Origin of the sequence: Allobosea sp. LjRoot237 (assembly GCF_964253285.1) — a bacterium.
Classification (GTDB): Bacteria; Pseudomonadota; Alphaproteobacteria; order Rhizobiales; family Beijerinckiaceae; genus Allobosea.
In genome coordinates, this window is the sequence record NZ_CAXUQP020000001.1 from 1,067,638 (window position 1) to 1,089,616 (window position 21,979).

The 21,979-nt window shown below is 67.7% G+C and carries 25 protein-coding genes and 1 other RNA gene; 20 read left to right on the plus strand and 6 right to left on the minus strand.

Going from position 1 to position 21,979, the window contains the following annotated elements; all coding sequences use genetic code 11:
- Positions 1 to 2: 2 nt before the first annotated feature.
- Positions 3 to 662 carry a Pr6Pr family membrane protein gene (locus tag ACSQ24_RS05085; protein ID WP_436093638.1) on the plus strand — a complete coding sequence of 220 codons (660 nt, stop codon included), beginning with the start codon at positions 3 to 5 and terminating at the stop codon, positions 660 to 662.
- Here the strand turns inward: ACSQ24_RS05085 and ACSQ24_RS05090 are convergent.
- Positions 631 to 1,389, minus strand: coding sequence for a sulfite exporter TauE/SafE family protein (locus tag ACSQ24_RS05090; RefSeq protein WP_436093639.1), 759 nt, complete (start codon positions 1,387 to 1,389; stop codon positions 631 to 633). The genes ACSQ24_RS05085 and ACSQ24_RS05090 overlap by 32 nt on opposite strands.
- Before the next feature lie 190 nt (positions 1,390 to 1,579).
- Here ACSQ24_RS05090 and ACSQ24_RS05095 point away from each other — a divergent pair, with 190 nt between their 5' ends.
- The 3 genes from ACSQ24_RS05095 to ACSQ24_RS05105 all read left to right on the plus strand — a co-directional run bounded on the left by ACSQ24_RS05095 (position 1,580) and on the right by ACSQ24_RS05105 (position 5,607).
- Complete coding sequence (locus tag ACSQ24_RS05095) at positions 1,580 to 3,496, plus strand: propionyl-CoA synthetase (RefSeq protein WP_436093640.1); 1,917 nt, start codon at positions 1,580 to 1,582, stop codon at positions 3,494 to 3,496.
- A 129-nt stretch (positions 3,497 to 3,625) separates the two neighbouring features.
- Positions 3,626 to 3,916, plus strand: a complete 291-nt coding sequence (locus tag ACSQ24_RS05100; RefSeq protein ID WP_436093641.1) for a hypothetical protein — start codon at positions 3,626 to 3,628, stop codon at positions 3,914 to 3,916.
- The gene (locus ACSQ24_RS05105; protein ID WP_436093642.1) at positions 3,913 to 5,607 is read left to right on the plus strand and encodes a methyl-accepting chemotaxis protein; all 1,695 of its coding nucleotides are present in this window, start codon (positions 3,913 to 3,915) and stop codon (positions 5,605 to 5,607) included. Before ACSQ24_RS05100 ends, ACSQ24_RS05105 begins: the two co-directional genes overlap by 4 nt.
- A 16-nt stretch (positions 5,608 to 5,623) precedes the next feature.
- Here ACSQ24_RS05105 and ACSQ24_RS05110 read toward each other — a convergent pair whose 3' ends face one another.
- From ACSQ24_RS05110 to ACSQ24_RS05120, 3 genes are all read right to left on the minus strand, one after another.
- Positions 5,624 to 6,505, minus strand: coding sequence for an MBL fold metallo-hydrolase (locus tag ACSQ24_RS05110; RefSeq protein ID WP_436093643.1), 882 nt, complete (start codon positions 6,503 to 6,505; stop codon positions 5,624 to 5,626).
- 39 nt (positions 6,506 to 6,544) lie between these two features.
- Positions 6,545 to 7,276 (minus strand): DUF1013 domain-containing protein, encoded by a 732-nt coding sequence (locus ACSQ24_RS05115; protein WP_436093644.1) that lies wholly within the window; start codon positions 7,274 to 7,276, stop codon positions 6,545 to 6,547.
- A 325-nt stretch (positions 7,277 to 7,601) separates the two neighbouring features.
- The gene (locus ACSQ24_RS05120; protein ID WP_436093645.1) at positions 7,602 to 8,600 is read right to left on the minus strand and encodes an NAD(P)H-quinone oxidoreductase; all 999 of its coding nucleotides are present in this window, start codon (positions 8,598 to 8,600) and stop codon (positions 7,602 to 7,604) included.
- A 78-nt stretch (positions 8,601 to 8,678) separates the two neighbouring features.
- Between ACSQ24_RS05120 and ACSQ24_RS05125 the strand changes: the two genes are divergently transcribed.
- The 15 genes from ACSQ24_RS05125 to ACSQ24_RS05195 all read left to right on the plus strand — a co-directional run bounded on the left by ACSQ24_RS05125 (position 8,679) and on the right by ACSQ24_RS05195 (position 20,528).
- Positions 8,679 to 8,879, plus strand: a complete 201-nt coding sequence (locus ACSQ24_RS05125) for a DUF1192 domain-containing protein (protein ID WP_436093646.1) — start codon at positions 8,679 to 8,681, stop codon at positions 8,877 to 8,879.
- Positions 8,880 to 9,171: 292 nt separating this feature from the next.
- Positions 9,172 to 9,474, plus strand: coding sequence for a hypothetical protein (locus ACSQ24_RS05130; protein ID WP_436093647.1), 303 nt, complete (start codon positions 9,172 to 9,174; stop codon positions 9,472 to 9,474).
- A gap of 352 nt (positions 9,475 to 9,826) precedes the next feature.
- Positions 9,827 to 10,354, plus strand: a complete 528-nt coding sequence (rcdA, locus tag ACSQ24_RS05135) for a protease adaptor protein RcdA (RefSeq protein WP_436093648.1) — start codon at positions 9,827 to 9,829, stop codon at positions 10,352 to 10,354.
- A gap of 174 nt (positions 10,355 to 10,528) precedes the next feature.
- Positions 10,529 to 10,837: a DUF4164 family protein gene (locus ACSQ24_RS05140; protein WP_436093649.1), complete on the plus strand. Its 309-nt coding sequence runs from the start codon at positions 10,529 to 10,531 to the stop codon at positions 10,835 to 10,837.
- Complete coding sequence (locus ACSQ24_RS05145) at positions 10,837 to 11,205, plus strand: cell division protein ZapA (RefSeq protein ID WP_436093650.1); 369 nt, start codon at positions 10,837 to 10,839, stop codon at positions 11,203 to 11,205. Before ACSQ24_RS05140 ends, ACSQ24_RS05145 begins: the two co-directional genes overlap by 1 nt.
- A 171-nt stretch (positions 11,206 to 11,376) precedes the next feature.
- Positions 11,377 to 12,441 (plus strand): D-alanine--D-alanine ligase family protein, encoded by a 1,065-nt coding sequence (locus ACSQ24_RS05150; protein ID WP_436093651.1) that lies wholly within the window; start codon positions 11,377 to 11,379, stop codon positions 12,439 to 12,441.
- A 71-nt stretch (positions 12,442 to 12,512) separates the two neighbouring features.
- Positions 12,513 to 12,668: non-coding RNA, 6S RNA (ssrS, locus tag ACSQ24_RS05155), on the plus strand.
- Between the two features lie 6 nt (positions 12,669 to 12,674).
- Positions 12,675 to 13,244 carry a 5-formyltetrahydrofolate cyclo-ligase gene (locus tag ACSQ24_RS05160; RefSeq protein WP_436093652.1) on the plus strand — a complete coding sequence of 190 codons (570 nt, stop codon included), beginning with the start codon at positions 12,675 to 12,677 and terminating at the stop codon, positions 13,242 to 13,244.
- A 183-nt stretch (positions 13,245 to 13,427) separates the two neighbouring features.
- On the plus strand, positions 13,428 to 14,261 hold the full coding sequence (locus tag ACSQ24_RS05165; RefSeq protein ID WP_436093653.1) for a TIGR00282 family metallophosphoesterase: 834 nt from the start codon (positions 13,428 to 13,430) through the stop codon (positions 14,259 to 14,261).
- Positions 14,261 to 15,415, plus strand: coding sequence for a benzoate/H(+) symporter BenE family transporter (locus ACSQ24_RS05170; protein WP_436093654.1), 1,155 nt, complete (start codon positions 14,261 to 14,263; stop codon positions 15,413 to 15,415). Before ACSQ24_RS05165 ends, ACSQ24_RS05170 begins: the two co-directional genes overlap by 1 nt.
- Entirely contained in the window at positions 15,412 to 16,065 is a 654-nt protein-coding gene (locus ACSQ24_RS05175; protein ID WP_436093655.1) for a thiamine phosphate synthase, read from the plus strand. The genes ACSQ24_RS05170 and ACSQ24_RS05175 overlap by 4 nt, the downstream gene beginning before the upstream one ends.
- Before the next feature lie 193 nt (positions 16,066 to 16,258).
- Complete coding sequence (locus tag ACSQ24_RS05180; protein ID WP_436093656.1) at positions 16,259 to 17,191, plus strand: tetratricopeptide repeat protein; 933 nt, start codon at positions 16,259 to 16,261, stop codon at positions 17,189 to 17,191.
- A 100-nt stretch (positions 17,192 to 17,291) separates the two neighbouring features.
- Positions 17,292 to 18,080 carry an inositol monophosphatase family protein gene (locus tag ACSQ24_RS05185; protein ID WP_436093657.1) on the plus strand — a complete coding sequence of 263 codons (789 nt, stop codon included), beginning with the start codon at positions 17,292 to 17,294 and terminating at the stop codon, positions 18,078 to 18,080.
- Positions 18,081 to 18,166: 86 nt separating this feature from the next.
- A complete protein-coding gene (locus ACSQ24_RS05190; protein WP_436093658.1) occupies positions 18,167 to 19,222 on the plus strand; it encodes a flagellar motor protein MotA in 1,056 nt (351 codons plus the stop codon).
- 286 nt (positions 19,223 to 19,508) lie between these two features.
- The gene (locus tag ACSQ24_RS05195) at positions 19,509 to 20,528 is read left to right on the plus strand and encodes a peptidoglycan -binding protein (protein ID WP_436093659.1); all 1,020 of its coding nucleotides are present in this window, start codon (positions 19,509 to 19,511) and stop codon (positions 20,526 to 20,528) included.
- Between the two features lie 30 nt (positions 20,529 to 20,558).
- Here ACSQ24_RS05195 and ACSQ24_RS05200 read toward each other — a convergent pair whose 3' ends face one another.
- Together ACSQ24_RS05200 and ACSQ24_RS05205 are read right to left on the minus strand one after the other, a co-directional pair.
- Positions 20,559 to 20,951, minus strand: coding sequence for a VOC family protein (locus tag ACSQ24_RS05200; RefSeq protein WP_436093660.1), 393 nt, complete (start codon positions 20,949 to 20,951; stop codon positions 20,559 to 20,561).
- A complete protein-coding gene (locus ACSQ24_RS05205) occupies positions 20,911 to 21,255 on the minus strand; it encodes an ArsR/SmtB family transcription factor (RefSeq protein ID WP_436093661.1) in 345 nt (114 codons plus the stop codon). Before ACSQ24_RS05205 ends, ACSQ24_RS05200 begins: the two co-directional genes overlap by 41 nt.
- Before the next feature lie 143 nt (positions 21,256 to 21,398).
- Here ACSQ24_RS05205 and ACSQ24_RS05210 point away from each other — a divergent pair, with 143 nt between their 5' ends.
- Entirely contained in the window at positions 21,399 to 21,929 is a 531-nt protein-coding gene (locus ACSQ24_RS05210) for a dihydrofolate reductase family protein (RefSeq protein ID WP_436093662.1), read from the plus strand.
- The last annotated feature ends 50 nt before the right edge of the window (positions 21,930 to 21,979 follow it).

Below are 21,979 nucleotides of genomic sequence, written 5' to 3' on the forward strand. Positions count from 1 at the left end.
CCATGCGGATCGTTGCGGCAGGCGGCGCCATCATTGGCTGGGCGGTGCTTGCGCTCCAGTTTTATCTGATCGCAATGGAAGGGGCAGAACAGGGCTGGTCGTCGGCCGAGGTCTTGGCCCGCTTTTTCAACTTCTTCACCATCCTGACCAATATCCTCGTGGCGTCGACGCTGACGCAGGCTGCGCTCGCGCCTGGGCGCGGCATTCTGGGCCGGCCACCTGCTCAGGCAGCGGTGGCGAGCTATATCGTCGTCGTCTGGCTGATCTACTTCACATTGCTGCGCCGGATCTGGGCGCCCGCCGGCCTGCAATGGCAGGCGAACATCATGCTGCACTATGTCATGCCGGCCCTCTATGTCGGCTTCTGGCTGGCCTTCGTGCGCAAGGGCAGGCTGCGCTGGGCGATGGCGGTCGCCTGGCTGGCCTATCCGCTGCTCTATCTCGCCTGGGCGCTGATCCGCGGCGCGGTCTCGGGCTTCTATCCCTATCCCTTCATCAATGCCGCGGCGCTCGGCTATGAGCGCGTCGCTCTGAACGCGCTCGGGATCGCGGGCGTGTTCCTCGTTATCGGCCTGGTGTTCGTTGCGCTGGATCGGCTGCTGGCGCGTTCAGGTGGGGCTGACGTCGCGGCTACAGGCGCAGGCCGCCGAGCCCCTCGATGACGAGCTTCAGGCCGACCGCGATCAGCAGCCAGTAGATGATGGTGTAGAAGCGCTCGGCCGGAACGCGCCTGACGAGCCAGACGCCGGCAATGGTCGAGAGGATCGCGACCGGCGCGAGCGCGGCCGAAGCGGCGAGGTTCTGCGGGCTGAACTGGCCGAGGATGAAATAGGGCAGCACCTTGATCCAGTTCATCAGTGCGAAGAACAGCGCGCCGGTGCCGACGAAGACGGCCGGCGGCAGGCGCTGCGGCATCACATAGATCTGGAAGGGCGGGCCGCCGGCATGGGCGATCATGCTGGTGAAGCCGCAGATCACGCCCCAGACCGTCCCGGCCGCATAGTTCGCTTTCGTCACCGGCTGCGCCGCGGTCTTGCCGGCGAGGAGGCGGCGCAGCGCGAACCCGATCGAGATCACCCCGACCGCGAGGCCGACGACCGCGTCGGAGACCTTCGCCGCCAGGAGGTAGCCCGCGAGCACGCCAAGCAGCATGCCGGGCAGGAGCGTCGCCAGGTTCCGGCGGTCGAATTCGCGCCGATAGGACCAGACGGTGACGACGTCCTGGATGATCAGGATCGGCAGCATGATCGCCGCCGCCTGCACCGGCGAGACGATCAGCGCCATCAGCGGCAGCGAGAGCAGGCCGAGGCCCGAAAAGCCACCCTTGGACAGCCCCATCAGGATGACAGCGGGAACCATGACGGCGAAGAAGGTGAGGTCGAAGGTCATCGTCCCGCGCGGCTGCCGGCCGAGCGCCGGTTGTGCAGCGCAGCCCATCCGGTTGCGCTGAAAGTCTGACAGAGGAGCGCTTGCACGCAAGCGGCGGACATGGGCACGATCCCGTGCCAAATCCGGCCCGCAGACGGCCAGCCCGGAACGAAGCTCTAGGCCGAATACCCGGCGAAGAGGAACGCTTTTGATGACTGCCAGCCATGCAAGCCGTTATGCGCAGACCTATGCCGCCTGGCAGCAGGACCCTGAAGCCTATTGGGCCGAGATCGCGGCGGGCGTCGAGTGGATCAAGCCGCCCCAGACGATCTTCGATGCGAGCGCTGGCATCTATGGCCGCTGGTTCCCCGATGCGAGCTGCAACACCTGCTTCAACGCGCTCGACCGGCATGTCCGCGACGGCCGGGCCGAGCAGACGGCGCTGATCTATGACAGCCCGGTCACCGGTACGAAGGCGAGCTTCACCTACGCGCAGATGCTCGACGAGGTTTCGACGCTCGCGGCCGTGCTGCAGGACCAGGGCGTCGGCAAGGGCGACCGCGTCATCCTCTATATGCCGATGATCCCCGAAGCGGCCATCGCCATGCTGGCCTGCGCCCGGATCGGCGCCGTGCATTCGGTGGTGTTCGGCGGCTTTGCGGCCAAGGAGCTGGCGACCCGAATCGACGACGCCGCGCCGAAACTGATCCTGACCGCGACCTGCGGCATCGAGCCGACGCGCGTGGTCGAGTACAAGCCGCTGCTCGACGCGGCGATCGACATTGCCAGCCACAAGCCCGACGCCTGCATCGTGCTGCAGCGGCCGCAGGTCGACGCCTCGATGCATGTCACCCGCGACAAGAACTGGCGCACGCTCGTCGCCGCCGCCCGCGCCAATGGCCGCAAGGCCGATTGCGTCGAGGTCGCCGCGACCGATCCGCTCTATGTGCTCTATACCTCCGGCACCACCGGCAGGCCCAAGGGCGTGATGCGCGACAATGGCGGGCACATGGTCGCGCTGCTGGCGACGATGATGCAGCTCTACGACGTCAAGCCCGGTGAGGTGATGTTCACCGCCTCCGATGTCGGCTGGGTCGTCGGCCACAGCTACATCGTCTATGGGCCGCTGCTGCTGGGCGCGACCTCGATCCTCTATGAGGGCAAGCCGGTCGGTACGCCCGATCCCGGCGCCTATTGGCGGGTGATCGCCGAGCACAAGGCGGTGGCGATGTTCACCGCGCCGACCGCCTTCCGGGCCATCCGCAAGGAGGATCCGCAGGCGACCTATCTCAAGAACTACGACCTCTCGCAATTCCGCACGCTCTTCCTCGCCGGCGAACGGGCCGATCCCGATACGTTGAAATGGGCCGAGGAGGTGCTCGGGGTGCCGGTCGTCGACCATTGGTGGCAGACCGAGAGCGGCGCCTGCATGGTCGGCAACCCGGTGGGCCTCGGCTTGCTGCCGATCAAGCACGGCTCGCCGAGTGTGCCGCTGCCGGGCTACGACATCCAGTGCCTCGACGAGGGCGGCAAGCCGGTTCCGCCTGGCACGATGGGCGCGATCGTCGCCAAGCTGCCGTTGCCGCCCGGCGCACTGCCGACGCTCTGGCAGGACGATGCCCGCTTCCGCAGCGCCTATCTCGAGACCTATCCGGGCTTCTACAACACCTCGGATGCCGGTTTCATCGACGCGGACGGCTATGTCTTCATCATGGGCCGCACCGACGACATCATCAATGTCGCCGGCCACCGGCTCTCGACCGGCGGCATGGAGGAGGTGCTGGCCTCGCATCCGGCCGTGGCGGAGTGCGCCGTGGTCGGCATCAGGGATGCGCTCAAGGGCGAGCAGCCCTGCGGCTTCGTCGTGATGAAGGCCGGGGTGACGCAGTCGCCGGCCGAGGTCGAGAAAGAGCTGGTCGGGCTGGTGCGTGACAAAATCGGTCCCGTGGCCGCCTTCAAGCTCGCGATCACGGTGGCACGGCTGCCGAAGACGCGCTCCGGCAAGATCCTGCGCGCGACGATGAAGAAGATCGCCGATGGCGAGGAGTACGCGATGCCGGCGACGATCGAGGACCCGGCCGTGCTGGCTGAGATCGGCGTGGCGCTGAAGGGCAGGGGGCTGGGCTGAAAAGCGCTCTCGCACAGTTCGACGAAAGTACAACTTTACGTTGTTTTAAATAAAATCGTTCAGGATCGCAGGCGGTTATCCTGTCGGATTTAAACGATGGCGCTTCGCCCACGCGTCGGACCTCTGGCCTTGGCGATCGGCGCGTTGCTCGCGCCGGTCGGTGTCGTGCTGGCCCCGCGGGAAGGGGCCATCGTGCTCGTGCTCGCCAGCAGCTCCGCTCAAGCCGTAGAGGCGGTGAGCCGGGCGGACGGTGTCATCCTCGCCCCGATCGGCCGCTTCGGCTTGCTGGCCCGCTCGCAATCCCCCGGCTTTTCAACGCGCCTCTACCAATCCGGCGCCGCGCTCGTCCTGGCAGGGCTGGGCGGCGGCTGTTCCGGTCAGGCGCGCGATCCCCTCATTTCAGCGAGACGATCCCCATGAGCCTGAGCCTCGAGACGTTTCGCCGGGCCTTCGCTGCACCGCTCATGACGGGGCAGTGGCTGCTGGTGCCGGTGACCTGCGCCGTCGCCTGGCTCGCCGGTCATCCGGCGCTGATCGCGATCGGGCTGGTCTCGACCCTGCTGGCCGCAGCGACAACGCTGGCCTGGCGCTCCGACGGGATCGGCCTGTCGACGCGGCTGATCTCGACCATCGCGGTGAACGGGCAGGTGGCGCTGCTGGTCTTCGCCTGCGAGGGCACCCGCTACCAGATCGACCTGCATATGGCCTTCTTCGCGGCGCTCGCGGTGATGACAGCCTGGTGCTGCTGGCGCTCGATCCTGGCTGCGACGGCGGTCGTGGCGGTACATCACCTCGTCCTCAACTTCGCCTATCCGGCAGCGGTGTTCCCCGATGGCAGCGAGTTTCTCCGCGTCGTCGTCCATGCCGTCATCCTGCTGGCCGAGGCGGGCGCGCTGATCTGGATTGCCCACCGGCTCGCGGCTGCGCTCGACCAGGCCGACGAGGCGGCGGCCACGGCGCTGCTGAACCAGGAGAGCGCCGAGGCGCTGCGCCATGACAGTGCAGAGGCGGAAACCGGGCGGGGCGACATCGAGGCGCGGCTGATCGAGGCGGTCTCGATCGTGGTCGATGCGGCCAAGCGCGGCGACTTTTCGGTCCGGACCGCGCAGACCGCCGAGCTCGGCCGCTTCAGCGCGCTGGTGCGCGGCATCGACGAGCTGACGGGGGCCTGCGAGAGCTTCCTTGACGAAACCGACCAGGCCCTCGCTGCCCTCGCCGATGGTGATCTGACGGTGCGGATGTCGACCGGGTTCGAAGGGCGGCTCGCCGCCGTCGCCGGCAATTTCAATCGCTCGACAGAAGCGCTGGCCGCGGCGTTGGCGGCTGTGGTGCAGAACGCAGGGCAAACGCGCATCACAGCCGAGGACATCCTCTCGGCGACGCTCGACCTGTCGCAACGCGGCGAAAGCCAGGCCAGCGCGATCCAGGACACCTCCAGCGTCATCGAGGAGATCGCGGCGACGGTTCGCCAGACTTCGGACATCGTCCAGGCGGCGGCGCGCAAGGCGCGCGCGACCGCAGACGATGCCGGTGCAGGCGTTGCGGTGGCCGGCCGCGCGGTCGAGGCGATCGACAAGATCGACCAGCAGTCGCGCCGGATCGTCGATATCGTCGAAGTGATGGACGGGCTCGCCTTCCAGACCAACCTGCTGGCGCTGAACGCCTCGGTCGAGGCGGCGCGGGCCGGGGAGGGCGGGCGCGGTTTCGCCGTGGTCGCGACCGAGGTCCGCCGGCTCGCCCAGCAATCGGCCGATGCCGCACGCGATGTGCGGGCGCTGATCGGCGAGACCAAGCTGCATGTGGATGAGGGTGTGAAACTGGTGCGCGCGGCCGGCGCAAGCCTCACCACCATCTCCGGCGAGGTCGAGGAGGTCGCGCAGGCCTTCGGCGAGATCAGCCAGGCGACGGCAGAGCAATCTCAGGGCGTCGGCGCGATCGAGCGGGCGCTGGTCGAGATCGACGCCGCTACCCAGGACAACGCCCAGGCGGCGGCGCGCACCGCTGCTGCCGGGCGCGGCATGGCGGAGGCGGCCGAAGCGGTCGCGAGGTTGGCTGGCAGCTTCCGGCTCGATGGCGGGCAGGCTAGCACGGGATTGCGCCGGGCGGCCTGAGCCAGCGCGCCGGCGATCAGAATCCTAACGCGGCGGCGTTCCAGCGCAGCAAGCGCGCCGGCAGCTCCAATCGCATCAGATCCTCGCCGACGATCAGCGGTCCGGCATAGCCGCCGGCCCGGACCTCAGCGAACAGCGCCGCCGTGTCGGCTCCTGGCGGGACGAGATGGGTCAGCGCCAGCGCCTTGACGCCGGCGCGCTCGGCGAGGCCAGCCACGACTGCCGGGGTCATGTGGTAGCTCTGGACCGAGGCGACGGTCTCGGCCGAGCGGACACCGGCGGTGACCGGCATCTGGTTGTCGATGAAGACCTCGCAGACCAGCAGGTCGCAGCCGTGCGCAGCCTGCTTCAGCGACGGTGTCAGGCGCGTGTCGCCGGAGAAGACGATGCGGCTGCCGGCCGCCGACAATGATAGTCCGAAGGTCGGCTCGACCGGCTTGTGGTCGACGAGGAAAGCCTCGACCGCAAGGGCGCCCAGCCCCGCGACCGGGCCCTCGCGCAATTCCTCGAAGACGACCTCGAGGCCGATCGCATCGGGGCGCTTCTCGAAGGCGATGCGCAAGGCGCGCTCGCGGGCGAAGGCCTCGTATTGGCCGCGCAAATTGGCAAGCGCCGGTTCGGGCGCGAGCACCCGCCAGGGCCGGCTGCGGCCCTGATGCCAGGACGAGACGACGAGCTGGTAGAAGTCGACCAGATGGTCGGAATGCTCATGCGTGACGATGAGCGCATCGATCTGCGCCCCGGCATGGCCGGCGGCAACGAGGCGCTGGCTGACGCCAGAGCCGCAATCGATGAGAAGCTTGAGACCATCCGCCTCGACGAGATGGGCGGGGCCGGCCCGGCGCAGGCTGACGGGCGGCGCGCCGGTGCCGAGGAAGGTGAAGGTGAGATCGGTCATCACAATCGCTCACCTCCAGCTTCGATCAGCTCGTCGAGCTCAGTGCTCGTCGTCCTCGTCTTCGGCCGGGCGCTTGAGCTGCTTCAGCTTGGCGAAGACCGAATCGACGTCGATCTTCTCTTCTTCCTCGCGCTTCGGCCGGCTCATGTCGGCGAAGGGCTGGGAGGCCGGCGCCGGCGCGGGCGCGGTGGTCTCCTCGGCCGGCAGCAGGGTCGAGCCGGTGTTCTGCACGACCATGGCCGGGCGATCCTTGGCAGCGCGAGCCACCTCAAAATCGAGGTCGATCTGCGAGGCGAGGCCGAGGCTGACCGGGTCGATCGGCTGCAGCTGCTGGGCGTTCCAGTGGGTGCGGTCGCGGATCTGGGCGATCGTTGTCTTGGTCGTGCCGATCAGGCGGATGATCTGCGCGTCCTTGAGCTCGGGATGGTTGCGCAGCAGCCAGAGGATCGCGTTGGGCCGATCCTGGCGCTTCGAGACCGGGGTGTAGCGCGGCCCCTTGGTGCGCTTGATCTCCGGCACCTTGACCTTGCGCTCGGCGAGCTTGAGCTGGTGCGCCGGGTTCTTGGCGGCGCGTTCGAGCTCCTCGCGGGTGAGCTGGCCGGAGGTGATCGGGTCGAGTCCCTTGATGCCGGCGGCGACTTCGCCGTCGGCGATGCCGCGCACCTCGAGCGGATGCAGTTTGCAGAACTCGGCGATCTGCTCGAAGGTCAGCGAGGTGTTCTCGACCAGCCAGACCGCAGTGGCTTTCGGCATCAGCGGCGTTTGTGACACGGGCCGTCTCCTGGAATGTCGCGGGCAATAGCTCTCAGGCGCAGACCGGCCGCCCCGGCCGGTCATCCAAATCATCGACGATGAGGAGGATGGCGCGCCTTATAGGCAAAGCCGAGATCGCTGTCCATGGAAAGCGTGCGGCAGGGGGCTGCCCTCGGGTCCATTCATTCTCCGCGTCATTCCGGCCGTAGCGAAGCGGAGCGCCGGGATCCATCGTAGAGCGCCGGAGCCCTGCGATGGATCCCGGAGCTGCGCGGCTCCGCCGCTTGTCCGGGATGACGCGTCGATGTGATGTTCGCCACGATTGGGGTCGGATCAGCGCCGTTCATACCGTCAGCACGATCTTGCCGATATGGGCGTTGCTCTCCATCAGCTGGTGCGCCTCCGCTGCCTGTTCGAGCGGGAAGCGTGCATGGATCACCGGCTTGCAGCGCCGTCCCGTCAGCAGGGGCCAGACCTTCTCCTCGAGCTCGCGTGCGATTGCAGCCTTTTCGGCAATGGTGCGCGGGCGCAGGGTCGAGCCGGTATGGGTCAGCCGCTTCATCATCAGGCGGCTGAAATTGACCTCGGCCTTGGGCCCGTTGAGGAAGGCGATCTGGACGATGCGGCCGCTCTCGGCGGCAGCGTCGTAGTTGCGGTTGATATAGTCGCCGCCGACCATGTCGAGGATCAGGTTGACGCCCCGCCCGCCGGTTGCTGCCTTCGCCGCGGCGACGAAGTCCTCACTGCGGTAATTGATGGCGTGGTCGGCGCCGAGTTCGCGGCAGGCGGCGCATTTTTCGTCCGACCCCGCGGTTGCCAGCACCGTCGCGCCGAAAGCCTTGGCGAGCTGGATCGCGGTGGTGCCGATGCCAGAGGTGCCGCCATGCACCAGGAAGCTCTCGCCCTTCTTCAAGCTGCCGCGCTGGAAGACATTGGTCCAGACGGTGAAATAGGTCTCCGGAATCGCGCCGGCTTCCTCCAGCGACAGCCCAGCCGGGATTGGCAGGGCATTGTCTTCGTGGACCACGGCGTACTGAGCATAGCCGCCGCCGGCGACGAGCGCACAGATCTGGTCGCCGACCTCGTAGCGCGAGACGCCTTCGCCGAGGGCGACGATCCGGCCGGCTATCTCGAGACCGGGAATATCGGAGGCGCCGGGCGGCGGAGCGTAGCCGCCCATGCGCTGCAAGACGTCGGGCCGGTTGACGCCGGCGACCGCGACATGGACCAGGACCTGCCCGGGACCCGGCTGCGGCACCGGGCGCTGCTGCGGTTTCAGGACCTCCGGGCCGCCGGGGGCATCGAAGCCGATGGCGGTCATCATCGCGGGCAGGGCAGTCATGGCTATCTCCTCGCCTGTGGTGCTGGCGTTCGCGTCCGATTAAGCTCTCGCGTCCGGAGGATGCAAGGCGAGGCTGCGATGGCTGGATTTCTCGACGACGACCGCCCGGCGCCGAAGCGCGCTCACGAGATCGGGCAGGACCTGTCGCAGCTGGCCGTCGCCGAGCTCGACGAGCGGATCGCCCTCCTCGAAGCGGAGATCGCGCGGCTGCAGGAAGCGCGGGAGAAGAAGGCGGCGTCACGCTCGGCTGCCGATGCCTTCTTCCAGAAGAAGGCCTGAGGCGAAACTGCGGCGGTCAAGAGCGAAGGCCGGGCCGCCGGCACTTCGCGGGATGGTTGCGTCCTTCCTGCCACGCGACAAGATGCGCCAGCCGATGAACGGATATTCATCTTCGCGTCGAGGGCCGAAGCGGCTATCTTAGCCGCAAGGATGGAAGCGGCCTGAGATTGCCGCGCCGCACCGACGGGATGTCGGGCGAATCCACTTCGATAACACCAGAGGATTTGTGTGAATGCGGGCCGCATGCGGCGGCCCGGTCGCGCGCTCGCCCTCGTTGACGCCGGAGAAACACATGCGCGCGTTCAGCATCGTTCTTGCACTCGCTGCAACCTTGGCAGTTCCCGCGATGGCCGATGAGGACATCGCCAGCCTTGGGCTGCGCGAGGATGGCGGCAAGCCCCTCGCCGCGTTCAGGCTCAAGCTGCCGAATACCGTCGTCGTCGTGCAGGCTCCGGTCACAGTGCTGGGCGGACACAGCATCGAGATCAGGCGCGAGCTCGCGCCCCGCGTCAGCCTTGGCGCGACGTATCGCTATACCCTGAACGAGCATCTCCACAGCGACCGCTTCGGCCTGAAGCTGACATTCACGAACTGAACCGGAATCGTTCGAATTTGTCGCGTTTTCGGGCGGCGTTAACGGTCGCTTAACGATTCCAAAGTATGAATCGCATCATCCAGTTTGTCTGGATATCGAGTGGCTCCTGCCCACTCTGTTTGACGCCTCCCTGTTGACCTTCGAGCCGCCTTCGGGGCGGCTCTTTTTTTGGCTTCGGCCCGGATTGGTCGAGCGGGCAGGGGCGTCGCCGGGCCCGGACCATGGCACCGTTAACCTTAACGACACGTTACCGCGGCGCCGACAACGCTACGGCGTTATCCTTGCGATGTCCCGGCAGGAGTCGGCGTCGCGTCCTTCAATCGCGCGCCATTGTGCCGATTGGAGACATGGTATGACCGATCTGACGATGCTGAGGCCCGGGGCCAAGGACGGCGCGATCTCGTTCGCGCGCGGCTTTGTCAAATCGGACGCGTTCATGCAGCTCTTCCGCGAAGGAATGGGGCTGGTCGAGGCAACCGCATCCTATCTCGATGGCGACGGGCGCGCCGAGTCGGCGGCGCTGCCGCGCGAGGTCTCGCTGACCTATGCGACCGAGAGCATGCGGTTGACGACACGCCTGATGCAGATCGCCTCCTGGCTGCTGGTGCAGCGCGCCGTCGCCGAGGGCGAGATGAGCGCCGAGCAGGCGCGCAACGAGCACAACAGGGTACGTATCGCCGAATCGATGCTGCAGCCGACCAATGCCGAGGCGGAGCGCCTGCCGCAGCGCCTGCGCGACCTCGTCGCCCATTCGAGCCGCCTGCAGGAGCGCATTCGCCATCTCGAGGAGCAGATGTCCGGCACGGGTCGCCCTATCGCGGTGAACCCGGTGCGCGGCCAGCTCGAAAGCCTGCAGGCGCGGCTCGGTCTGCTGCGCTGAAAGTCGCCTTGGCCGTCCTTCAGGTGGCCAGACGCGCCAGACTTGCCCCGGATATCCACTGCCGAGACCGCAGTGCGGGGCGCAAAGCGCCCAAAGCGCTTTTCACCGTCATATTTGTTAAACTAGGCTTCCGAATCGGATGAGCCGGCTTGGCCGGCCAGCAGAGGAGGGAGCGTGGCGTCTCCAGGACTGGACCACGCCCTGTCGCGCCTCGAAAGCGCGCTCGGCCAACTCGAAGCAGCCGCTCGCAGGCGGCTAGAGGTCGAGCGCGGCCGGGCCAATCTCGAAACCGAGCTGACCCTGATGCAGGACGACCGCGCCCGCCTCGCTGTCGAACTCGACGGTGCGATGGCCAGGGTCGGTCAGGTCCAGGGTGTCGCGGAAGAGGTCGATCGCAAGCTCGACCGCGCCATGACGGCGCTCGCAGAGGTCATCGCGCGCGTCGAAGTCCGCCCTGACGAAGAAGCTGAACAGGACGCCTGATGCCCCAGGTCAACGTCACCATCTCCGGCAAGGCCTACCGCATGGCGTGCGGCGAGGGCGAGGAGCCGCATCTGGAGGGACTCGCCAGCTTCTACGACGGCAAGATCGAGGAGATGCGCCAGGCCTTCGGCGAGATCGGCGACATGCGCCTGCACGTCATGGCGGCGCTGATGGTCGCCGACGAGGTCAGTGAGCTGAAGAAGAAGGTCGAGACGCTCGAAGGCCGGCTGCAATCGATCCAGGGTGACGCGGGAACCGCCGACCAGCGCGCCGGCGAGGTCGAGGAGAAGGCGGCCGCCGCCCTCGTCGCCGCGGCCGAGCGCATCGAGGGGGTGGCGCGGAGCCTGCTGCCGGGGCAGACGGGGTAAGCGGGAGCATACGAACAAGCGCGGGGGAACCCTTCTCCCACACGGGAGAAGGGTTCCCCCGCGCCCTTCGCCATAGCTCTGCGCCAAAACTTCTTCCCGCCTGCCTTTGCAATTCCTCAATCATGCCTGACTGACGCTCGCAGCTGAGATGAGTCGATGAAGGCAGGGACGATGAGCGACAGGGTTCGGGTGGCAATTCTCCTCGGTGGCAAATCTGCCGAGCATGAGGTCTCGCTGATGTCCGCCGCCAATGTGGTGAAGGCGATCGACAAGGCGAAGTACGATGTCGTCCCGATCCTGATCACCAAGGCCGGGCAATGGCGCGAGCTCGAATTGCAGAACGGCGTCCTGCCTGATCCGATCCCGCAGGACGGCGCCGAGATCTGCCTGCTGCCCGGCGGGCGCGGGCGCCTGCTGCGCCTGCAGGACGGCGCTGCGCCGCAGACGCTCCCGAAGATCGATGTACTCTTCCCGGTGCTGCATGGCCTCGACGGCGAGGATGGCTCGGTCCAGGGCCTGGCCGCGGTCGCCGGCATCCCGCTCGCCGGCTGCGGCATCGTCGGTTCGGCCAATGCGCTCGACAAGGACATCGCCAAGCGGCTCCTGCGCGAGGCCGGGCTCGGCGTCGCCCGCTCGCTCACCGTCCGGCAAGGCGAGGCGCTGAGCTTCGAGCAGGCCAGCGCCGCGCTCGGCCTGCCGCTGTTCGTCAAGCCGGCCCGGCAGGGCTCCTCCGTCGGCGTCAGCAAGGCGACGACCGCCGAGGCTTTCGCGGCGGCGCTCGCCGAGGCCTTCCGGCACGATCGCGTCGTCCTGGTCGAGGAGTTCATCGAAGGCCGCGAGATCGAGCTCAGCGTGCTGGAGCAGGCCGATGGCGAGACGATCGTCTCACTGCCGGGCGAGATCGTCGCTGCCGCGAGCTATGGCTTCTACACCTACGAGGCCAAATATCTCGACGAGGACGGTGCCCGCGTCGAGGTTCCGGCCGAGCTACCCGAGGATGTCATCACCAACCTTCAAGCGTTGGCCAAGCGCGCCTTCTACGCGCTTGGCTGCGACGGCATGGCCCGCGTCGACTTCTTCCTGCGGCCGGACGGGAGCGCGCTGGTCAACGAGGTCAACACCATTCCCGGCTTCACCGACATCAGCATGTTCCCGAAGGCGCTCGCGGCAAGCGGCATCGCCTATCCCGACCTGATCGACCGCGTGATCCGGCACGGCATCGCGCGTGGTGCCTGACGGCACGAAATTCCCACACCTTCCACCAAACGCCTCTGGCGCTTTGCCGGCATGCATCCTACCTTGGCTTGGCGGGGCTGCCTGGTGCGTGCGAGTTATGTATTCCCGGGCCCATACGACTCCCTAGGGAGCTGTCCCTGACCGGGTCCCTGGACCCGGACACACGGCGCCCACCTACTTTGTAGGTGTCCCGGGATCGAAATCTCCACGGCCAAGGTGGCTCCGCACTGCCCATGACCGATTCTCCCATCCTCTCTTCTCGCAAGGCCGCGCTGCGTGCCGAGGCGCTCGCCCGGCGCGACGGCCTCGAGCTCGACGACCGCCTGATCTGGGACGAGGCGATCGTCGCGCGCGCCCTGGCGCTGCCGGTGTTCAAGGAGGGGCCGGTCTCCGCCTACTGGCCGATGCGCTCGGAGGCCGATCCGCGCCCGATCCTGGAAGCGCTGCACGAGCGCGGGCTGCCACTCTGCCTGCCGGCGATCGTCGAGAAGCGCATGCTGTTCCGGCGCTGGGCGCCCTGGGAGCCGATCGTGCCGGGCGGCTTCGGCACGCTGGTGCCGAGTCCGGAGGCGGCCGAGGTCAGGCCTGCGATCCTGATCGTGCCGCTCGCCGCCTTCGACCGGCGCGGCTACCGGATCGGCTACGGCAAGGGTTATTACGACCGCGCCATCGCCGCGCTCGAGCCGGTCGCGACCATCGGCATCGCCTATGCGGCGCAGGAGATCGAAGCGGTGCCCGCCGAGGCCCATGACCGCCGCCTCGACTGGGTGGTCACGCAGGACGAGGCGATCCACTGCTGTTGATTTCGCTGCGGTGATCACGTCATTAGCAAGCGTCTTTCATTCAAGACGCAGTCGTCCCGCCGTGCTTCCCTCAAAACCGTGAAGTCCTGCGCGACCTCGCCGCTCTGGCCGGGGTGACGGCATCTTAGGTGAAAGCGCGACGGAACGGGCCGCAATGTGGCAGCCCAATCACTGGATAGTGTCATGCGTCTACTCTTTCTCGGCGACATCGTCGGGCGCGCCGGCCGCCTTGCCGTCCAGGACCGCCTGCCTGGCCTGCGCGAGCGCTGGAAGCTCGACTGTGTCGTGATCAACGGCGAGAACTCAGCAGGAGGCTTCGGTATCACCGAGGCGATCTGCGACGAGACCCTCGCTGCCGGCGCCGACGTCATCACGCTCGGCAACCATTCCTGGGACCAGCGCGAGGCGATGGTCTTCATCGAGCGCCAGCCGCGCCTGATCCGGCCGGCGAACTATCCGCCTGGCACGCCCGGTCGTGGCGCGACCGTGATCGAAGCGCGGAACGGCGCCCGCGTCCTCGTCGTCAACGTCATGGGCCGGCTGTTCATGGACGCGCTCGACGACCCCTTCGCCGCGCTCGAGCGCGAGCTCGCCGCCTGCCCGCTGGGGGATGCCGCCGACGCCGTCATCGTCGACGTGCATGCCGAGGCGACCAGCGAGAAGCTCGCCATGGCCTATTATCTCGACGGCCGCGCCAGCCTCGTCGTCGGCACCCACACCCATGTCCCGACCTCCGATACGCGCGTGCTGCCGGCCGGCACCGCCTACCAGACCGATGCCGGCATGTGCGGCGACTACGAGTCGATCCTCGGGATGCAGAAGGAGGAGGCGATCCGCCGCTTCCTGCAGAAGACGCCGGGCTCGCGGCTGGAGCCGGCGCTCGGCGAGGGCACGCTGTCGGGCATCGCTGTTGAGACCGACGACCGGACCGGTCTCGCCAAGGCGGCCTGGCCGGTGCGCCTTGGCGCCACGCTCGCTGAGACCTGGCCGACAGCCTGGGATCCGCAGAGCGGCTGATGTCGCAGCTCTTTTCCGCTCTCGTCGCCGTCTTCGTCGGTTACGCGGCCTCGGTTGCGGTGGTGCTTGCCGCCGCGCAGGCTCTCGGCGCGACGCCGGGACAGACCGTCTCCTGGATCGCCGGGCTCGCCATCGCCAAGGGGCTCGCCAGCCTGATCCTGTCCTGGCGGCATCGCATGCCGATCATCTGTGCCTGGTCGACGCCGGGCGCGGCGCTGATCGCGGCTGCGAGCGGCGTCGACATGGCCTCGGCCGTCGGTGCTTTCCTGGCTGCCGCCGCGCTGATGATGGCGACCGCCGCCTTCCGCCCGCTCGGTGCGCTGGTCGAGCGCATCCCGATGAGCATCGCCGCGGCCATGCTCGCCGGCGTGATCTTCCGCTTCGTCGTCGCCGTCTTCGACGAGATGCGCCTGCAGCCGGCTCTGGTGCTGACGCCGCTCGTCGTCTTCCTGCTGGCGCGGCTGTGGAATCCCTTCCTCGGCGTCATCGCGGCGCTGGTGGCGGGCCTCGCGCTCGCCTTCGCCACGGGCACGGCGACGCTGCCGGCCGGACCGGTCGCGCTGACCCATATCGAGCTGATCGTCCCGCAGCTCGACCTGACCGCCATCGTCGGTGTCGGCATTCCGCTCTATCTCGTCACCATGGTGGCGCAGAACCTGCCGGGCTTTGCCGTGCTGCGTGCCTCGGGCTATCAGCCGCCGACCGCGTCCTGCCTGTTCATCACCGGGCTGATGTCCTTACTGACGGCGCCGACCGGCGCGCATATGGTCAACATGGCGGCGGTCAGCGCCTCGATCTGTACCGGCACCGACACCCATCCCGATCCGAAGCAGCGCTGGAAGGCCGGGATCTGGTATGCCGTCCTCTGGCTCGTCATTGCCGCCACCGCCGGCCTCCTGCTCGCGCTGATCCTCGCCATGCCGAAGGCGCTGATCGTCGCGGTCGCAGGCCTCGGCCTCGTCGGCTCGCTGGCAGGCGCGCTCGGCCAGGCGATGGCGAGCGACAAGGACCGTTTCGCCGCGGCCGTCACCTTCGCTGTCGCCGCTTCGAGCCTGTCGCTGTTCGGCGTCGGCTCGGCCTTCTGGAGTCTCGTCGCCGGGCTTATGGTCTTGACATTGGATCACGCCGCAGGCCGTTTGCGCGCAAGATCATGACTACGAACCCGCTCCGCACCCGCCTGATGCTCGTCACGCCGCCGATCCTGGATCCCGGCGCGATCACCTTTCGCCTGATGCAGGCCTTCGCTGGCGGCGATGTCGCCGCCGTGCTGCTGCGGCTCGCGCCCGGCGACGAGCGCAGCCTGACCGAACGGGTCAAGGCGCTGGCTCCAGCGGTGCAGGCGCAGAACGTCGCCCTGGTGGTGGAGGCTTCACCTCAGGTCGCCAGCCGCGGCGGTGCCGACGGCGTCCATTTGACCCAAGGTGCCGATGTGATCGCCGATGCCCGTTCCAGCCTGAAGCAGGAACGCATCATCGGGGCAGGGGGCCTGCGCTCGCGCCATGACGCCATGGATATGGGCGAGGCCGGCGTCGACTACGTCATGTTCGGCGAGCCGCGGCCGGACGGCTCGCTCCCGCCGCTGCCAGCGGTGATCGAGCGCGCTTCCTGGTGGGCCGAGATCTTCGAGACGCCCTGCATCGCCTATTGCCCGGACGCCGAGTCCGTTCAGACCCTGATCGAGACTGGCGCCGAGTTCGTCGCGCTCGGCGAATGGGTGTTCGCCGAAGGTGTCGACATCCGCGCGGCCGTCGCTGAAGCCGATGCTGCGATCGCGGCCCAGCACGCCCGCAGGATCGCGCGATGAGGCTCGACCTGCTCTCTCCCCCCTTGTGGGGGAGAGCTGGAGAGGGGGGTAGTCAGCCGTGAGGCCGATCGCAAGCGACTCAACGCTCGCCCAGTCGCCCCTCTCCCAACCCTCCCCCACAAGGGGGGAGGGCTCCCGCGCTTTGCTTGCGAGGTTTGGACATCACGAGCAGCGTAAGGCAGGAGCGCGCACCTTGCGACGCTGGCCCATTACGGTCCTCGTCGCGCTTATGCTGCCCCTCGCTCTACCCGCCGCCGCGACGGAGCCGGACCTGGCTTACGGCGCCTATCAGGCAGGACATTATCGGCGGGCCCAGTCGGAGGCTCTGAAGCGGCTCGAGGCCGATCCGAACGACGCCGCGGCGATGACGCTGCTCGGCGAGATCTATCGCCAGGGTCTCGGTGTCCGTGACGACGCCAAGGCCGCGGCCGAGTGGTACCGCTTCGCCACTGACAAGGGTGACGTCAACGCCACCTTTGCGCTCGCCATGGCGATGCTGGAGGGACGCGGCGTTACGCGTGAGCCGAAGAAGGCCGGCGCCCTGCTGGAGAAGGCCGCTGCCGCCGGCCATCCCGCCGCCAACTACAATCTCGCCATCGCGCTGCTCGCGACGGGCAGGCCGCAGGACGACCAGCGGGCCATAGGCTGCCTCAGGGTCGCTGCCGCCGCCGATCTCGGCGACGCCCAGCATGCGCTCGCCATTCTCTACAAGATGGGCCGCGGCGTGCCGCAGGATGACGGCATGGCGGCCGAGTGGATGGGCAAGGCCGCCGCCAACGGGCTGATCGCCGGCGAGGTCGAGTACGCGATCATGCTGTTCAACGGCGACGGCGTCGCCAAGGACGAGCGCGCGGCAGCTAGACTTTTCATCCGCGCGGCCAACAAGGGCAATGCCATCGCCCAGAACCGGCTGGCCAAGCTCTACCAGTTCGGCCGCGCCGTTTCGCCGGACCTGTCGGAGGCCGCCGCCTGGCATCTCGCCGCCCGCGCGCAAGGCCTCTCCGATGCCACGCTCGACCAGTTGCTGGAGCGGCTTTCGCCGGAGCAGCGCGCCCGTGCCGCCCGCCTCGCCGCCGACCGGATCGAGGCGACGGCCTTGACGACGCCGAGCCAACCGAGCAAGTGACGGCGCGAATTCGCGCCGCATTGCCGGCGCTGCCCAACGACTGCCGCTGTTTGATAGTCCGTTCCATTCTGCCGCGCTTCGAGCGCCGGAGGTTTTGATAATGATCCGCTCGCCCCTGATGACCGTGATGACCGATGCCGTGATGAAGGCGTCGCGTTCGCTGAAGCGCGATTTCGGCGAGGTCGAGAATCTGCAGGTCCTGGCCAAGGGCCCGGGCGATTTCGTCTCCAAGGCCGACCACAAGGCCGAGGAGATCCTGCGCGCGGCGCTGGAAAAGGCGCGGCCGGGCTACGGCTTCGTCATGGAGGAGAGCGGCGTCGTCGTCGGAACCGACGAGAGCAATCGCTGGCATGTCGACCCGCTCGACGGCACCCACAACTTCCTGCGCGGCATCCCGCACTGGAATATCTCGGTGGCGCTGGAGCGCGACAACCAGTTCATCGCCGGCGTGGTCTATGACGCCGCCAAGGACGAGCTCTTCATCGCCGAGAAGGGCAAGGGCGCCTATGTCAACAACCGCCGCATGCGCGTCTCCGGCCGGCGCGAATCGGCCGACATGCTGATCGGCATGGGCGTGCCGCATATCGGCAAGGGCGGCCACCCGCTCTTCCTGAAGGAGCTGGGGGCGGTGATGAGCCGCTTCGCCAATGTCCGCCGTATGGGCTCGGCCGCGCTCGACATCGCCTATGTCGCCGCCGGCCGCATGGACGCCTATTGGGAGCGCGGCCTCAATACCTGGGATTTCGGCGCCGCTGCGGTGATGGTGCGCGAGGCGGGCGGCACTTTCGGCACGCTCGACGGCAAGCAGCCGACATCAGCCAAGGACGTGATCTGCGGCAACGAAGCCGGCGAGCCGGCGTTGCGGGCGGCATTGAAGACTGTGCTCTGAGCGCGACACCGCGCTTTCCTGCTTGATCCTTGCGTGGCGGGAGGCGACAGTCGCCGCCGCGACGAAACCGGATCGGATGAGCAGGCATGGCCAATGACGAGGCGGCCCCCGAGGTCCAGCCGCTGGAGCCCCTGGCTGAGGGAAGTTCGGCGACGGTGATGCATCGGCCGCAGACGTTCCGGTTCTCCCGCCCGCTGCGCTACGCCCTGCGCGCGCTGATCTTCCTCGCGCTGATCGGCTTCCTCGTCTACATCCTGCACGCCAACCTCGTCACCGCGGTCATGGCCAATCCCGGCCTCAACGGCCTGATCCTTGGCGCGCTTGCTGTCGGCGTGCTGATCACGCTGCGCGAGCTCTGGCGTATCGATAGCGAGGCGCGCGCCGCCACCCGTCTCGCCGCCAACCCGGCAGGCGTGGCGATCCGGCGCAATCAGGTGATCAGCCCGCTCGGCGCCGCGCTGCCGGCGCTGGAGCGTCGCACGCTCGCCCCGTCCCAGGCTGCGACCCTGCTCGAATCGATCGCGGTCCGGCTCGATGACGGGCGCGAGGTACTGCGCTATATCGCCGGACTTCTGGTCTTCCTCGGCCTGCTCGGGACGTTCTGGGGCTTGCTCGAAACCATCTCGTCGATCGGCACCGTCATCAAGAGCCTGCGCACCGGCGCGGAGGCGGGCGTGCTCTTCGACGAGCTCAAGACGGGCCTCGCCGCACCGCTCGCCGGTATGGCCCTGTCCTTCTCGGCTTCGCTGTTCGGCATCGCCGGCGCGGTTCTGCTCGGCTTCCTCGATCTCCAGCTCGGCCAGGCGCAGCGCCGCTTCCGCAACGAGGTCGAAGACTATCTCGGTTCCGCCACCGCGAACTCCGCGACCATCCCGCTGGCGCTGCCGGTCGCCGGTCCGGCATCCGGCGACATCGTGGTCGAGCGCCTCGACAAGCTGCAGGCGGCGATGCAGGACGGGAGCAACAATCGCGCCGCGACGCAGGCGCTCGCGAACCTCGCCGAGGGCATCCAGGGCCTCGTCCAGCATATGCGCTCCGAGCAGCAATTGATCCGCGACTGGGTCGAGGCGCAGGCGGCGCGCGAGAAGGACCTGAAGCGCCTGATCGAGCGCCTCGCCGCCGAACGCGTCGGTGAGTCATGAGCCGGTCAGAGGACAGCGATGACGGACGGGGTAGAGAGCGCGGGGAACCCCTCTCCCGGATGGGAGAGGGGCAGGGGTGAGGGACCGCCGCCGATTACTGAAACGCAACGGCGCCGCTGCGACCTCTTACGGATAGGGCAGGCCCTCATCCCTGCCCTTCTCCCACACGGGAGAAGGGGTCCCCGCGGATCTCCTGCCTGCCATCGCCGGCTGGAATATTCTCGGTGATTTGGATTTCCGGCATAGTGCCCGGGACGACATAGCCCTTGAGGAGATAGGCAACGCCATGGCCCTGTCGCGCGCACATCGCCGGGAAGAGGTGAATTTCTGGCCGGGCTTCGTCGACGCGCTCTCGACGATGCTGATCGGCATCGTCTTCCTGCTTTCCGTCTTCGTCCTCGGCCAGTTCTTCCTGTCGCAGGAGATCAGCGGCCGGGACACGGTGCTCGACCGGCTGAATCGCCAGATCTCCGAGCTCAGCGACCTGCTCGCCCTCGAACGGTCGACTGGCAAAGAAGCCAAGGATTCGCTCGCTTTGCTGCAATCATCGCTCGCCAGCGAGCAGGCAGAACGCGCCCGCGTGCAGGGGCTGCTCGACGGCGCTGCCAGTAGCAACGCTCCAGCCCAGCTCGCCGACACGCAGAAGGCGCTCGACGCCGAAAAGCAGCTCTCCGCCAAGGCTCAGGCGACCGTCGAGATGGTCAACCAGCAGATCGTCGCCATGCGCCGTCAGCTCGCGGCGCTGGAGGAGGCGATCGGCGCTGCCGAGGCCAAGGACAAGGAATCGCAGACGCGCATCTCCGAGCTCGGCTCGCGCCTCAATGTCGCGCTGGCCCAGCGCGTGCAGGAGCTGGCGCGCTATCGCTCCGATTTCTTCGGCCGCCTGCGCCAGGTGCTCGGCACGAGGCCGGATATCCGCGTCGTCGGCGACCGTTTCGTCTTCCAGTCCGAGGTCTTCTTCGACGCGGGCCAGGCCGTGCTGAAGCCGGAGGGGCGCGGCGAGCTCGACAAGCTCGGAGCCATCATCGTCGATCTCGGCCGCGAGATGCCACCGGACCTGCCCTGGATCCTGCGCGTCGACGGCCATACCGACAACCGGCCGATCCGCTCCGCGCAATTCCCGTCGAACTGGAGCCTGTCGACGGCGCGTGCCGTCGCCGTGGTGGAATACCTGGTCAGCAAGGGGATTCCCGCCGACCGCATCGCCGCGACCGGCTTCGGCGAGTTCCAGCCGCTCGACGTCGCCAACAACGACGACGCCTGGCGCCGCAACCGCAGGATCGAGTTCAAGATCACCGAGCGGTGAGGCGGACAGGCTGCTGTGGCGGCCGGCCCCTCAATGCCGCTGGGCGATCTGGATCAGGTTGCCGCAGGTATCGTCGAACACCGCGGTGGTGACCGGGCCGAGATGGACCGGCGGCTGGGTGAAGGCGACGCCGAGCGCCGACAGCCGCTGATGCTCGGCATGGACGTCCTCGACTCCGAAAGAGGTCGCCGGGATGCCGTCGGCGACCAGGGCGGTCTTCAAGGGCTTTGCAGCCGGATGCTCATCCGGCTCGAGCAATAGCTCGACGCCGTCCGGGTCGCCGGGTGAGGTCAGGGTCAGCCAGCGATGCTTGCCCATCGGGATGTCGTGCTTCAGCTCGAAGCCGAGAATGTCACGATAGAAGCGCAGCGCCTTCTCCTGGTCATCGACCAGCACGCTCGTCACGACGATCTTGATCGGCATCGCTTGTCTCCTTCTCTGGCGGCTCGGCCAGAGGCCGCATCCACACATCCCACATCTGCCGCAGCGGCGAGCGCTCAAGGAAATGGTGCTTGCTGCGCCAGCGCCATTCGGTACGGACCAGGCCGGCCTCCTCCAGCAGCTGCAGATGCTTCGACAGGGCTTGCCGGGAGAGGCTCGCCCCGTGCCAGCTGATCAGGCGGACATGCAGCTCGAACAGCGTCTGGCCGTCCCGCTCGGCCAGCTCGCTCACCATGCGCCGCCGGGTCGGATCGGCCAGCGCCCGGAAGAGGCGGTCGAGGTCCATGGCGCGTTGCTAGCACGTGGGCGTCCATCACGCAACGATTTGGTTGCATGATGAGGCATGGCGTCACCGGCGGGCGGCCCTCCCTACTGTCACGTCCGCGGGGCGTTCGAGCTATCCTGACGCTGCATTGGAGGTCTTGCAGCATGGCGAAGCTCGTCTTCGGAATGAACCTGTCGCTGGACGGATATGTCGACCATCAGGCATTCGCGCCTGATGCGGCCCTCTTTCGTCACTGGATCGAGCACGTGCGCGGCCTGGCCGGCAGTGTGTACGGCCGCCGCATGTACGAGATCATGCGCTATTGGGATGAAAACGATCCTGAGTGGGGCGCGGAGCGGCGCGAGTTCGCGGCGGCGTGGCGGAGCCAGCCGAAATGGGTGGTGTCGCGCTCGTTGAAGTCCATCGGCCCCAACGCCACGCTCGTCGAGGACGACCTCGAGGCGGTGGTCCGTGGGCTGAAGGCTCGACTTGCCGGGGAGATCACGGTCTCCGGACCAGAGCTGGCGCAAAGCCTGACCGACCTTGGCCTCATCGATGAGTATCGACTGTATTTGCACCCGGTCGTGCTGGGTCGCGGCAGGCCATTCTTTGCTGGCCCGCGGCCGCCGCTCCGCCTTATGGCCAGCGATCGAGTCGGCGAGGACGTGATCAGGTTGACCTACGTTCCTGCGTGATCGCGCGGCTCGCATTGCTGCCGCTCACTGGCCAACGCCCATAGGAAGAG

Excerpts from the sequence above, each read along its gene's own strand:
- ACSQ24_RS05085 (WP_436093638.1), top strand. The coding sequence starts at position 3 with ATGCGGATCGTTGCGGCAGGCGGCGCCATCATTGGCTGGGCGGTGCTT.
- ACSQ24_RS05090 (WP_436093639.1), bottom strand. The coding sequence starts at position 1,389 with ATGACCTTCGACCTCACCTTCTTCGCCGTCATGGTTCCCGCTGTCATC.
- ACSQ24_RS05095 (WP_436093640.1), top strand. The coding sequence starts at position 1,580 with ATGACTGCCAGCCATGCAAGCCGTTATGCGCAGACCTATGCCGCCTGG.
- ACSQ24_RS05105 (WP_436093642.1), top strand. The coding sequence starts at position 3,913 with ATGAGCCTGAGCCTCGAGACGTTTCGCCGGGCCTTCGCTGCACCGCTC.
- ACSQ24_RS05110 (WP_436093643.1), bottom strand. The coding sequence starts at position 6,505 with ATGACCGATCTCACCTTCACCTTCCTCGGCACCGGCGCGCCGCCCGTC.
- ACSQ24_RS05120 (WP_436093645.1), bottom strand. The coding sequence starts at position 8,600 with ATGACTGCCCTGCCCGCGATGATGACCGCCATCGGCTTCGATGCCCCC.
- ACSQ24_RS05125 (WP_436093646.1), top strand. The coding sequence starts at position 8,679 with ATGGCTGGATTTCTCGACGACGACCGCCCGGCGCCGAAGCGCGCTCAC.
- ACSQ24_RS05130 (WP_436093647.1), top strand. The coding sequence starts at position 9,172 with ATGCGCGCGTTCAGCATCGTTCTTGCACTCGCTGCAACCTTGGCAGTT.
- rcdA (WP_436093648.1), top strand. The coding sequence starts at position 9,827 with ATGACCGATCTGACGATGCTGAGGCCCGGGGCCAAGGACGGCGCGATC.
- ACSQ24_RS05145 (WP_436093650.1), top strand. The coding sequence starts at position 10,837 with ATGCCCCAGGTCAACGTCACCATCTCCGGCAAGGCCTACCGCATGGCG.
- ACSQ24_RS05150 (WP_436093651.1), top strand. The coding sequence starts at position 11,377 with ATGAGCGACAGGGTTCGGGTGGCAATTCTCCTCGGTGGCAAATCTGCC.
- ACSQ24_RS05160 (WP_436093652.1), top strand. The coding sequence starts at position 12,675 with ATGACCGATTCTCCCATCCTCTCTTCTCGCAAGGCCGCGCTGCGTGCC.
- ACSQ24_RS05165 (WP_436093653.1), top strand. The coding sequence starts at position 13,428 with ATGCGTCTACTCTTTCTCGGCGACATCGTCGGGCGCGCCGGCCGCCTT.
- ACSQ24_RS05170 (WP_436093654.1), top strand. The coding sequence starts at position 14,261 with ATGTCGCAGCTCTTTTCCGCTCTCGTCGCCGTCTTCGTCGGTTACGCG.
- ACSQ24_RS05175 (WP_436093655.1), top strand. The coding sequence starts at position 15,412 with ATGACTACGAACCCGCTCCGCACCCGCCTGATGCTCGTCACGCCGCCG.
- ACSQ24_RS05185 (WP_436093657.1), top strand. The coding sequence starts at position 17,292 with ATGATCCGCTCGCCCCTGATGACCGTGATGACCGATGCCGTGATGAAG.
- ACSQ24_RS05190 (WP_436093658.1), top strand. The coding sequence starts at position 18,167 with ATGGCCAATGACGAGGCGGCCCCCGAGGTCCAGCCGCTGGAGCCCCTG.
- ACSQ24_RS05195 (WP_436093659.1), top strand. The coding sequence starts at position 19,509 with ATGGCCCTGTCGCGCGCACATCGCCGGGAAGAGGTGAATTTCTGGCCG.
- ACSQ24_RS05200 (WP_436093660.1), bottom strand. The coding sequence starts at position 20,951 with ATGCCGATCAAGATCGTCGTGACGAGCGTGCTGGTCGATGACCAGGAG.
- ACSQ24_RS05205 (WP_436093661.1), bottom strand. The coding sequence starts at position 21,255 with ATGGACCTCGACCGCCTCTTCCGGGCGCTGGCCGATCCGACCCGGCGG.
- ACSQ24_RS05210 (WP_436093662.1), top strand. The coding sequence starts at position 21,399 with ATGGCGAAGCTCGTCTTCGGAATGAACCTGTCGCTGGACGGATATGTC.